Annotated in this window: 13 protein-coding genes; 5 read left to right on the top strand and 8 right to left on the bottom strand. The window is 33.3% G+C overall.

Going from position 1 to position 12,640, the window contains the following annotated elements:
- Positions 1–410: 410 nt before the first annotated feature.
- From SPD53_RS18220 to SPD53_RS18230, 3 genes are all read left to right on the top strand, one after another.
- Positions 411–1,781 carry a sensor histidine kinase gene (locus SPD53_RS18220; RefSeq protein WP_336253404.1) on the top strand — a complete coding sequence of 457 codons (1,371 nt, stop codon included), beginning with the start codon at positions 411–413 and terminating at the stop codon, positions 1,779–1,781.
- A 376-nt stretch (positions 1,782–2,157) separates the two neighbouring features.
- Positions 2,158–2,622, top strand: a complete 465-nt coding sequence (locus tag SPD53_RS18225) for a hypothetical protein (protein ID WP_336253405.1) — start codon at positions 2,158–2,160, stop codon at positions 2,620–2,622.
- Between the two features lie 61 nt (positions 2,623–2,683).
- Positions 2,684–3,208: a spore coat protein gene (locus SPD53_RS18230; protein WP_147666871.1), complete on the top strand. Its 525-nt coding sequence runs from the start codon at positions 2,684–2,686 to the stop codon at positions 3,206–3,208.
- Between the two features lie 69 nt (positions 3,209–3,277).
- Here SPD53_RS18230 and SPD53_RS18235 read toward each other — a convergent pair whose 3' ends face one another.
- From SPD53_RS18235 to SPD53_RS18270, 8 genes are all read right to left on the bottom strand, one after another.
- The gene (locus SPD53_RS18235; protein WP_062351103.1) at positions 3,278–3,607 is read right to left on the bottom strand and encodes a four-helix bundle copper-binding protein; all 330 of its coding nucleotides are present in this window, start codon (positions 3,605–3,607) and stop codon (positions 3,278–3,280) included.
- A 335-nt stretch (positions 3,608–3,942) separates the two neighbouring features.
- Positions 3,943–4,470, bottom strand: coding sequence for a CueP family metal-binding protein (locus tag SPD53_RS18240; protein WP_147667075.1), 528 nt, complete (start codon positions 4,468–4,470; stop codon positions 3,943–3,945).
- Between the two features lie 163 nt (positions 4,471–4,633).
- The gene (locus SPD53_RS18245; protein WP_060681782.1) at positions 4,634–5,338 is read right to left on the bottom strand and encodes a cytochrome c biogenesis CcdA family protein; all 705 of its coding nucleotides are present in this window, start codon (positions 5,336–5,338) and stop codon (positions 4,634–4,636) included.
- 33 nt (positions 5,339–5,371) lie between these two features.
- Positions 5,372–5,947, bottom strand: a complete 576-nt coding sequence (resA, locus tag SPD53_RS18250) for a thiol-disulfide oxidoreductase ResA (RefSeq protein ID WP_040047918.1) — start codon at positions 5,945–5,947, stop codon at positions 5,372–5,374.
- A gap of 196 nt (positions 5,948–6,143) precedes the next feature.
- Positions 6,144–8,318, bottom strand: a complete 2,175-nt coding sequence (locus SPD53_RS18255; RefSeq protein ID WP_226370781.1) for a copper-translocating P-type ATPase — start codon at positions 8,316–8,318, stop codon at positions 6,144–6,146.
- 173 nt (positions 8,319–8,491) lie between these two features.
- Positions 8,492–9,172, bottom strand: a complete 681-nt coding sequence (locus SPD53_RS18260; protein ID WP_147666865.1) for a response regulator transcription factor — start codon at positions 9,170–9,172, stop codon at positions 8,492–8,494.
- Positions 9,165–10,553 (bottom strand): sensor histidine kinase, encoded by a 1,389-nt coding sequence (locus SPD53_RS18265; protein WP_226370782.1) that lies wholly within the window; start codon positions 10,551–10,553, stop codon positions 9,165–9,167. Before SPD53_RS18265 ends, SPD53_RS18260 begins: the two co-directional genes overlap by 8 nt.
- Positions 10,554–10,565: 12 nt before the next feature.
- Positions 10,566–11,291, bottom strand: a complete 726-nt coding sequence (locus SPD53_RS18270) for a cytochrome c biogenesis CcdA family protein (protein WP_226370783.1) — start codon at positions 11,289–11,291, stop codon at positions 10,566–10,568.
- 294 nt (positions 11,292–11,585) lie between these two features.
- Here SPD53_RS18270 and SPD53_RS18275 point away from each other — a divergent pair, with 294 nt between their 5' ends.
- Together SPD53_RS18275 and SPD53_RS18280 are read left to right on the top strand one after the other, a co-directional pair.
- On the top strand, positions 11,586–12,194 hold the full coding sequence (locus SPD53_RS18275) for a nitrite reductase (RefSeq protein WP_336253406.1): 609 nt from the start codon (positions 11,586–11,588) through the stop codon (positions 12,192–12,194).
- Between the two features lie 141 nt (positions 12,195–12,335).
- A partial coding sequence (locus tag SPD53_RS18280; protein WP_102414959.1) for a metal-sensing transcriptional repressor occupies positions 12,336–12,640 on the top strand: 305 nt, incomplete at its 3' end.

A 12,640-nucleotide genomic window follows, 5' to 3' on the forward strand; every position in this document is an offset into this window, starting at 1 on the left:
TTTAATGTCTTCATACGCTAAATGTAATTCATCTGCACGGTGGAACACGTCACTGACAGAGCTCTTCCCTATATTCTTTGTTTTGGCGATCATGTTGCGAGACAGTCCCATTGCCCGGTATTCGAGAATTAACTTAGCTGGAATTTTTCTGGCCATAAAAAGGCCTCCTTTCGGATATTGTTTGAAAGCGAATGCTCCCAAAATTAAATATACCGAAAGAAGGACAAGAAGTGGACCTGAACCGTGAAAAAGTGGACTTGATGTGTGTATTTATTTTAAAGTGAAGTGGACTCGATCGAATGAATTAGTGGACTCAGCATGGATATTGGTGGACTTCTTTATGTGAAATAATCACCCAGAATATATTTTAACTGTTTTTGGGATGGGATATAGGTTTGGAGGAACATCTGATGCGTCGATTGTCACTTCGTTCTAAAATCCTGTTTTACCTATTAGTTGTGTCACTTTGTGGTATTTTTCTTACTAGTTTCTCTATATTATGGGGGTTTGAAGATCAATTCAACGAATATTTACAAAATAATAGAGAGGAAAGCAGTAAACTTATAGAAAATGAAGCAATTAATTCTTATAAAGAAACAGGGGAACTTATTGATAACCAACTAACAAATTTAATGCATCAACAAGCTATGACGGATAATTTATTTTATAGAATTTCTGATGAAGACGGACAAATAATAGCTGATACAACGATGATGCTTGGAATGATGGATAGCATGGGGATGCATTCGGAAACCGATATGAAAACGGAATACCAGACACATTCTTATGATTTAACATTTGATGAAAGACATATAGGCAATATGGAAGTTTATTACCCAGAGGAAATGATAGGGGAAGACATTGCTTTTTTAAATACAATTAAATCGAATATTTATCTTGCTATTATTGTTACAGTTGTTTTAGCGTTCGTGTTTAGCCTATTGTTTTCTAAGCGCCTAACAACTGGGTTTCGAAAATTATCAAAAGCTATTCAAGAATTACAAGACCATAAATGGCGAACGCGTGTACCAGTTAAGGAATTGTCAAATGAAATGAAGCCACTTGGTGAATCGTTTAACCGACTTGCTGAATCATTATCAAAAGAAGAGGTGCTTCGTAAACAGTTTACTGCTGATTTTGCTCACGAAATACGAACCCCACTTGCGACACTAAGAAGTCAAATGGAAGCTTTTCAGGATAGGATATTTGAGCCAACGCCAAAAAGGTTGCAGCAAAGTCATGATGAATTGATGCGTTTAGTGCGCCTTGTCGGTGAATTAGAAGAGTTACTTGCCGCTGAAAATCCACAAATAAAGTTGAACAAAACTAATATAGAAGCAGGTGAAATATTACGTTCAATGGAAGGACAATTTTTGTCAGTATTTCAGGATAAAGGTGTTATATTAAACATTCAAAAACCTAAAAGAGAATATTGGTTTAAAGCGGATCGTGATCGTGTTGCACAGATTTTGACGAATATAATAAATAACGCTCTTCAATATACCCCAAAAGGAAAAAAGGTATCGATAAAGCTAGAGGGTTCTACTGATTATATAGGTTTCCTTGTGAAAGATGAAGGGATTGGAATTGCTGAGGAAGACATTCCTTATCTTTATGAAAGGTTTTATCGTGGGGATAAATCCAGAGATAGGAAAACAGGTGGAATAGGTATTGGATTGTCCATTGTGAAGGCATTAGTAGATGCACATCAAGGGAAAATTCAGATAGATAGTAGATTAAATATTGGAACGAAGGTTTCTATTCTTTTTCCAAAGCATTGAAGGAATGTATGTTTAATGTGATTTATTTGAAGTATTTACCAAACTATAAGACCCTAGTAACGCTCTAAGTTGAAAACTTGGAGCGTTTTTCGCTAAGTAAATATTATTATCTTAACTAAGCATAAGGAATATCTAAACTCATTAATAATGAAATTACAGTTTTATGCAGTTAACTCTTTTATGTTTATTTTTAAATACATAAACCTCCTATGGGTATATCATAATGCATGTTAACAGTGAATACAATAAAAGTGGACAAACTAAGATTGGGGTTGAAATAATGTCAATTTCATTATTTTTTATACTTTTGTTGTGTGCCACCCAAGTTATAACAACCATTATATATGTAGCGTATTACCGAAATTGGGTAACTAAAATGAATGGAATGTTGATTTCCATGTCATTAGGGATGTCGGCAGGAATTCTAATGGGAACTATTTTAGGAGTCATCTATCATGGTGATTTATTTAAATCAACCATTTACGTTATATTGATTGGATTGGTTGTTGGTTTTTTAGCAGGATTACCTATAGGTCTTCCTGCTGTCATTGATGGCATACTTTCTGGACTAATGGGGGGGATGATGGGAGCCATGCTTGGAGATATGGTAGCAATGACTAGGCCGAATGCAATCATTAATATTATAGCTGTGTTGATAACAATGGTTTTGTTACTTGTTTTATATGCAGCAGAAGAATCGATTCGTAAACAAGCTAACCACCAAATTCTTTCCTTTTTTAAATATCCATTCTTAATGATTTTTACCATTGTAATATTATTTTTGGTATTGAATTACATTGATCCACTTGATTTTCACTTTCTAGATAAGAGTGGGCATTAATAACAGATTTTCATTAAACAGCATATATTAAAGGGAATTTATTTAATGAAAGGTGAGTTATATGTCAACTTTACCATCTGTAGATCTTGGCTTAATGGCCGAACATTTGTCTACACACGAAGGAATGATAAATAAGTTAAAAGTCTATCATATTAATACTACAAATCCAGATTTGAAAGGTATTATTGCTCTCCAGATAAATGTCATGATGTCGCATGTTAGGGTAATGTTATTTTTAATTAATCCTAATAATAATGAGTATGTTGAAGTTCCGGATTTAAATATGTATGATGTAAGCAACCAAAGAGCAGATGGTACGGGGGTTAATAAATACAACGATAAATGGATTGCATTAGAAGCACATGCTGGTGCTAAATTGATGTCAAATGAAAATTATACTTCTGCTTTATTAATGAAAAATAGAAATGTTAGAAATGCTCATGTGGAAATGGCTTTGCAACAGTTAGAAATTCAAAAAAGATACTCTGATTTTATCAATCGTATGGGTTGGTCATTTGTTCCCCATGCAGATACTCAGGAACAGGTAAAAACCTATCAACATTTTCAACACTTGTTAAATAATTAAATACAGAAAAAGTATTAATCATAACTACAAATTAATAAAAACGGTGACACAAGTTCACCGTTTTTATATTTAAGATGCCATTGTTCGGCAAATCTCTGCACATTTAAAACAAGATTCAGCACATTCCTTGCAATGATTAGCATGGTTATGTTGTTCACACATTTTTCCACATGCTTCACAAATGTCAGCACAAAGCTTACAAATCTGCTTAGCAAAAGGGCTATCCGATTGCATTGCTTTTGCTGCTAATGCGCAAATGTCTGCACATTCCCTATTATAGCGGATACAATCCGCCATCATTTTTACATTCTCTTCTTTTAAACAAGCATCATAACACCCATTACAAGCTTCCATACATTCTAAACAAGCTTTAATACATTCTTCATAAGACACTGCCATCTGAAAATCCTCCTTCGATTCAAGATTAAGTACAAATTTTACTATCCCCTTGATACAATTTTTTATCCAACAAGGGTGCTTCAATCATAGTGTGAATTTTTATTTTCCGTATTATTTTTTGATTATCAGGTATAAATCTAATTTCGTTTACAGTCAGTAGTAATAAGGATAAAAGGGAGCCAAAGAAAGAATCCTAAATATAGTAAAATTTAGCAAAAAAGAATCGAGTGCTTTATCTAAAAACACTCGATTCTAATGAAAATATTATAAAATCATATAATTTTTTCCCAATAATCTTTATTCTATTTTTTAAAAAGTATCACGAGGTAAAAATACTAGATTAATTGCATTGTTGTTATACAAGTATTGTCACCTTCAAAAGTGGAAATCTCAGATTCAGCTGTTTTTCCATCATATTGAATCTTCACGTTGTATGTTTTGTCACGTGGCAACCAAAAGTCAATGAATCCATTTTCGAATGATGTCATAGTTTCATCAACAACCACATTACCATCTTCATCTTCAATATAAACATCAAATTCTTTTTCTACTAATTCTCCTTGGCAACCAGTTAAGCTATGATTGGTACAAGGGTGGGTTGTCTCAACAAATGGTGCGATGGAAACAAAAAATTCATCTTCGGGAAGATCGTAGGTAGTCTCTTTATCATTACTATCAGTTACAATAAGCTCTTCTGAAGTAATAGAAGCAGACACAGCATCGGAATCCCCGACACTGTAGTCTTGGACCATTTTCTTGATATCTTGTGGTTCTTTTTCATTTGATGTACTTTCGCTTTCACTACAAGCAGCAACTATTAAAATAAGTAATAATCCAATTACTGCCAATAATCCTTTTTTCATATATTGTTCGACTCCTTTTTCATCCAATTTGTTAAATCTTAATATATATTACCATGTAAAACGAACGATATTCTACATTGTAACAATTTCTACAAGACAAATTATAATGCTCAAATATGCATTATTCGTGCAGATATAATAGATAAATTATGTAAAATATTTTTTAAAATCCATAAAAACCAAACCATCCAGCTAAGAAGGAAGTTAATTTTGTCAACCAATCAAAGAATAGTGCTACTCCCATGAAAATCATAATATATCCACCAATTTTAATTAATTTTAGGCTATGTTTTTTAATCCATTTAATTTTACCAATAAACAATGCTAATAATAGAAATGGAATCGAAAAACCTAAAACATAACTAATCATCATAATCATACCAACATCAGGATTTGTTGCAGCTAATGATAACACAATAGCTAGTATTGGACCGGTACAAGGAGTCCATCCCAAAGAGAATGCCATTCCTATGATGAAAGAACCAACATAACCGCCGGGACGATTTTTGAATGTGATTTTTTTATTCTTCATTAGAAATTTAAAATTAAAAATTCCAACAATCACTAGTCCAAAGAAAATAATTAAAATAGCACCAATTTGTCTAATGGCATCTTGGTAGGTTAATAGGAATTCCGATATATAAGAGGTGGTAAAACCAATCATAATAAAAATGCTTGAGAACCCTAGTAAAAATAGAACGGTATGTAAAAGAGCTTTTTTATTCATTTTTTTATTTTCTTCATTTATCTCACTTACACTCATTCCGGTAATATAAGATAAAAATGCCGGATATAGTGGTAATACACACGGTGAAATAAAAGAAAGGAAACCAGCACCAAAAGCTAGAAATATATTTATTTCATTCAAAAATTTTATCCCCCTTTATTAGAAAATCATAGTCTATTGTTTTGGTAATATTTCTTTAAAGTAACTCTCCAAACTTTCTAATGATAAGGCCCCATTTACAATCCTTTGAATTTCCCCATCCGGATTAATGAATATGGAACTTGGAATTGGTCCTATTTTGTATAAATCCCTGACTTCTCCTGTTTTATCATGGGGAATTGGAAAGGTTAGATCATATTTATCAATAAATCGATCTACAACCAATTCTGTATTATCCAAACTAACTGCAATGATTTCAATTCCTTTTTCTTTATATACGGGATAAAGCTCTTGCATGTAGGGCATTTCTTCTTCACACGGTTTACACCAAGTACCCCAAAAGTTCAGCATAATACCTTGCCCTTTAAAATCACTTAGTCGTATAGTTTCTAATTCATTATTTTTATTAATTTGCTTCAATTCAAAGTCAGGTGCTTCATCTCCGACTTGATAAATGGTTTTATCCGCTTGTATATTAGACACTAATGCAAATATAATAGCTCCAACCATTACAATTAATATAGAAGTTCTAAAAATTAATCTGTTTTTCCTTTTATTTTTCTTCTTCTTTTTCGTTTCCTCCAAACTCATAAGTATGTATCACTCCTTATAGGAAATATAGTATAACGGTGGTATTATCTAAAGACACTCTCTGTTAGATTACGTTACAAGTTTGCAGAAATTAAGCAGATTCTTTGTACTATTTATGAACAGAATTTACCTACAGAAAAATAAAAGGCTAAGCAATACCATACATGCTTAGCCAAACATAAACTATTTGTTTCTATTAATCGATTTTTAATAATTGAGCGTTTATTGCACAAATAATGGTACTGAGTGACATAACTGCGGCTCCGACGGCAGGGGTTATGACAAACCCAACATTGTACAATACACCTGCAGCTAAAGGAATAGCAACAATGTTATACCCAGCAGCCCATCCTAAATTTTGAACCATTTTCCTGCGACTTGCCTTAGACAATTTAATGATATTTAAAATGTCTACTGGATTACTGTTAACTAATATGACATCAGCTGTTTCAATCGCAACGTCTGTACCTGCACCAATAGCAATTCCCAAATCAGCTTCCGCTAAGGCGGGCGCATCATTAATTCCATCTCCAATCATCGCCACTTTTTTTCCATTTTGTTTTAAATACTTCACATTATTTGATTTCTCATGGGGAAGTACTTCAGCGATGACTTTGGAAATACCTAATTTTTCTCCTACATAATTTGCTACACGTGTGTTGTCACCAGTCATCATAACCGTCTCAATGCCACGGTCATTTAATTCTTTAATAACTTTATAAGAAGATTTACGGATGATATCAGCTAGGGCTATCATTCCTTGTAAGACATTATCTTTAAGAACAAATACGACAGTTTTCCCTTGTAAAGCCAGTTGGTCATAAATTTTTTCATCAAAAGAAATTTTATTTGCTTTCATAGCACCGGGACTAATAACAGCAATTTCTGCATCACCGATTTTAGCTACTAACCCTTTCCCAGTTAAATTCTGATAATCCTTAACATCAAGGGGGGTTAAATTACGATCATTTCCTTCTTTTACAATTCCTTTAGCAATTGGATGGTCTGATTGTGTTTCAACAGAATAAGCTAATTTCAATAATTCTTCTTCACTAATTCCCTCACTTGGATGGATATCCGTAACACCAAAATTACCTTCCGTAAGTGTTCCTGTTTTGTCAAACACCACGCGATCCAATTTAAATGCACTTTCAAATGCTACTCTATTTCGAATTAACAAGCCGTTTTTAGCTGCAATGGAAGTAGATCTAGATGTTACTAGTGGTGTTGCCAAACCAAGTGCATGTGGACAAGCAATAATTAAAACGGTAACCATTCGTTCCAAAGCAAAATCTAAATCCCCGTTAGTCCACCAAACTGCAAAGGTTATAATCCCTACTACAAGAGCAACATAGAATAACCATTTAGCAGCAATATCCGCAAAGCCTTGGGCCTTTGATTTCGATTTTTCTGCATCGCTTACCAATTTAATAACTTGGGATAGGTAGGTGTCATTTCCTGTTTTACTTACCTTAACTTTTAATACACCATCACCATTGACGGAACCACCTATCGCTTCCATTCCGGGTCCTTTTTCAACAGGGACAGATTCTCCTGTAAGCATAGACTCATCGACGGTAGATTCTCCTTCATAAATTTCACCATCAATTGGAATCTTTTCACCCGATTTAACTAAAATCAGGTCACCCGGTTGTAAATCTTCGACTGTTACCTCAACAATATTTCCGGATTTGTCCAGTTTATGGGCTTCTTTTGGCATTAACTTGATTAGCTCTTCCAGTGCCTTTGAAGCACCCATCAGGGATTTCATTTCTATCCAATGTCCTAACAACATAATTACAATAAGAGTAGCTAGTTCAAAGAAGAAGTCGCTGCCTTCGATAAAGAATGCTGTCAGTGTGCTATATACATAAGCGGCGATGATAGCTAAAGAAATTAACATCATCATTGCAGGCGATTTCTCTTTTAACTCATCCCATGCACCAAGTAAAAATGGTTTTCCACCATAGAAAAAGACAATCGTGGAAAGCAAGAAAAGTAAGAGGGTATCACCTGTGAAATTTACTTCATATCCAATCAGCATTTGAATCATTGGAGATAAGTATAAAATAGGAATTGATAAAACTAGGGATATCCAAAAACGTTTCTTAAAATCTTCTACCATATGTTCGTGATGTCCGCCGTGTCCGCCATGTCCACCGTGTCCACCATGATGCCCACTATGTCCATGACTGTGGTCGTGATTTTTGTGTTCTTCATGTCCATGTTTGTGATGACCATGCATATCTTCATGTTCATGATTATGATGTTGATGACTGTGATGTTTTTGTTCCTCATGTTGATTATGATGGTCATGTTCTCTATGCTTATTGTGGTTGTGTTGATTCTCTTCATTTCCTTTGTTATTCATTATTACTCCTCCTTTGGTATGGATATTTATTATTTTCTGTATTATTCATCCTTCTATCCATATTATATCATACTATACCCCTGTATCGTATAATAAGGCTATGATTTTATGTAAAAGATTTGTGTCAAAACAAAAGGTCTTCTTTTATAAATGTATTAAAGACCTTTTTATACCTATAATGAAGGCTTGTTTACCCATTTATATCCAATACCCCAAACAGTTATTAAATAATCATCTATGGGAAATCCAGATTGACGAATTTTATCTCGCATGTTCCGTACATGGGAATCAACTGTTCTTCCTTCTGTGTGTGAATCGTATCCCCAAATTAATTCAATTAATTGTTCTCTAGTAAACACTTGGTTTGGTTTTCTCATAAAATAACCTAGCATGGTAAATTCCTTTGGCGTTAACTTTAATGTATTATTTTTATATGATAACTCAAACTCATCTTCATTCCATAAGAGACCATGTACTTCAATCTTCCTCGCAGGTTTCATTCTACGTAATACCGCTTCTATTCTTGCTAATAGCTCATCTTCGTCAAAGGGTTTCGTCACATAATCATCTGCACCTAATTTTAACCCTTTTATAATATCCTCTTTCTGTTCACGAGCCGATACCATAATGATAGGGATGTCCGAATCTTTTCTAATCTCTTGGCATAATTCCCAGCCGTTCATTTCAGGCATCATAATATCTATAAGTACTATGTCAAAAGTTTCTTCTTTTAAAAAAGATAATGCTTCTTTAGCACTAATAGCTTTTTTACATATAAAACTATGTGGTCTCAAATATAATGCTAATAAATCTAACATTCGTTTTTCATCATCTACTAATAAAGCTTTAACCATTATATTCACCTCTTGTTAAATGAACAATAACCCTTGTACCCTTGCCAAGTTCACTTTCGATTTCAATCGTACCTCCGTGAGATTCTATAATTTCTTTTGCAATAGCTAACCCTAATCCCGTTCCACCACTTTCTCTGGAACGCGATTTTTCTACACGGTATAACCGTTCAAATAGATATGGTAATTCCTCTTTTGGAATTCCTTCCCCTTCATCTGAAATAGCTATAGTAATTTCCCTATCATTCTGGGTTACCTCTAATGATATAGACTTTCCATCGGGTGTATGTTTTCTGGCATTATCCAGTATATTTAATAAAACCTGTTGGATTCTATCGGGATCAATATTACCTATGATATTTACTTGGCATGAAGTAGAAAGTGTAATATTTTTTTCTTCCATTACTGGAGCAATTCGTTCTTCAATCGTTTGGATTAGTTGTCTTAAACTAACACTTTTTCGATTAATTACAAACTTATTCTCATCCATTTTAGCTAGGTCAAATAAATTCTTAACTAGAACTGTCAAATGCTCCGTTTCTTCCCGTATGATATCCAGATATTCTTTTCTATCTTCGTCCGTTATGTCTTGCTTACTGATGATATCCGCATACCCTTTTATGTAGGTTAATGGCGTTCTAAGTTCGTGAGAGATACTTGCCAAAAATTCATTTCTGTCATTTTTTAATCGTTCTAGATCACTAGATAACCTCATGATAGAACCAGCTAATTCACCTAGTTCATCTTTTCGTTCCATATGTAATTGCACCTTATTTTTCCCCTTGCTTAGTTGTTCTGTGGCTTCTTTCATTTTCATTAATGGTAACGTAATAAAACGAGAAAGAATAAAAACGGTAAAGATGGTTAGAACAATGGTGATTAGTCCTACTATGACAAATTGATCACTCAAATGATTAACCATATTTTTTACAATATTGGTATTAGCAAACATAAAGACATGCCCTTGATGTTCCTCATCAATAGTAATGGGGCTATCAACCGCTATATATTGTTTTTCCGACCAACGTTGTTCTACTACTTTTCCTACACGGGGTATATCCTTATAATCCGTATGATCAATTACTTCAAACATTTCCTTTTCAACAGGATCGGAATTAATGATGATGTTACCATTGGCATCGGTAATAATAACAGCAAATTCCGACTCTGACTCCATGATAGCAACATGCTCCAACGTTGATGAATCAAGATTATTTTCCAAGACAGCACTATGTGTATTGGCACGAGCTAATAAACTATCCATCACTTCATCAATACGTTCATTTGCTATATTTGTATATAGAATAAAATAAACAAAAACCTCGATAATTAACATGAACACAAAGAATAATAGTCCAATTTTTAAGGATAATTTATTAAACATAATTGACCTCTTTTACCAGTAAGTTAAAGTATCCAGAATACCTATAACAAGAATGATAACTCCTGCAAGTTTTTGTACTAGTGACCCTATTTTTCTGCTTCTCTTTAATATAATGCCACTTGCCCCAAAATACCAAATAAGAAAAATAATTAATAAAAGTGGAAGTGAGGTTCCAATTCCAAATACGGAAGGTAATACAAATCCATATGATGTTTCTAATACAACTGGCATTAAGGTTAGTATAAATAATACAAACATAGTAGGGCAAAATGCTAACGTAAAACTCGCACCCATTAAAAAGCTTCCTAGATAACTATCTTTAAATTTAGTGGGTATTTTAAACATTTTTCCTGTTTTTCTCCAGCCAAATAAACCTATCATAAATAAACCAACCAGTATAAGTAATGGCCCAATTGCTTTTCTTAGAATCGGGAACATTTGTGTTAAAGTACTGTGTATTTCCTTCCCAAGTAACCAGATTACTAAACCAATTATTGAAAAAACAACTATTTTACCTAAAACAAATAGAAATATGTGTAACCAAGGGACTTTTTCAACTAATGATCTGTTTCCATAAATAGTCATTGCACTGATATTGCCTGTTAGCTGACAAGGAGCAACAGCGCCAATTAACCCAAGAAAAAATGCAAATAACAGCGGTATGTGTTCATATCCATATGCAATTTGTTGAAGTGGCCCATTTAGCATAATGCCTATTTCATTAAAAAGTTCGAACATATCAATTCACTCGCTTTGACTTTAATAGTTTTATCCACTAAATAACATATAAAAAATATGTCCATTTTTTGTGCAGATTTCAACAAAAATTAATCTAAGGTAATAACAATAATGAGGATAAAGAATCTCAAAATATTGTTTAGGACAAAATTTTGTCCGTTTTTTTCACTTTACATACATTTGGGGGGTATAGTATTATTTGGTGAGAGGATGATTTCATAAAAAACTGTTTAATTTGTATATAGATATATATTATCCATTGTTACAAATATTGAAAATAGGGGAGATAAGAATATGGAGAATAAAATAAAAATTGCTGTTAATGGGGGCATAGGGTTTGGTGCTAAACTCAATTCCAAACAACTTATGACAATCTCAAAATACATGGATGAGGAAGATGAACTGGAGTTAACCACCTTTCAACAACTTTATATAGAGATTCTAGAAGATGGTAAAGACGAAGTAATTAAAGAATTTGAAAGTGTTGGTTTAAAATGTTATCCAGTTGGAAATTACGTAAAGAGCTTGAGAACCTGTAATTTTTGTAAAGGGGAAGAAAGGGAAGGGATGCCAGTGGCAAAAGAAATAAATCGCCGTATAGCAGGAAAACCTGTACCATTTACCCTAAAAGTTGCTTATACAGGTTGTATCATTGGTTGTGGTGAACCAATGTTAAGTGACATAGGTGTAATGAAGTATAAAGATCATTATAATTTATATGTTGGTGGTAAAGCGAAAGGAAAAGATGCTGAGGTTGGTTCTTTACTGAGGGAAAATTTAACACCAGAAGAATTATACAATACAGTGGAAAAAATCATTGCTGTATATGCCGAAAAGGGGAAAAAACGGGAGACATTCCATAAATTTTTAAAACGGATAGGTAAAGAACAATTAATAAGCTAATAATAGACCTTGGAGTATGAAAACATATAACATCCAAAGGAATAAAATATTAAAAGATGTTGTCAAAAATGAAGTTTTTCTATTGACAAATATACTGTACGGGGGTATAGTAATTATATAAAAGAAAGGGAAGTGATTCATTTGGAAGAGAAATTCTTACATGATCACCCAAGTAAACCAAGAACGAAAGATGAAATACAGAAAACGATTAATCGTTTGAAACGAATTGAGGGTCAAGTTCGTGGGATACAGAAAATGGTTGAAGATGATCGATATTGTGTAGATATTTTAGTGCAAATTAGTGCCGTTCAATCTGCACTAAAAAATGTAGGATTTTCTATCACAGAAAGACATATTAACCATTGTGTTAGCGATGCTATTAAACAAGGTGAAGGAAAGGAAACTATTGAGGAATTAATGACTGTCATGAAGCAATTTTCCAAGTA

The organism is Oceanobacillus sp. MO10714A (assembly GCF_037072045.1).
Lineage (GTDB): Bacteria > Bacillota > Bacilli > Bacillales > Amphibacillaceae > Oceanobacillus > Oceanobacillus indicireducens.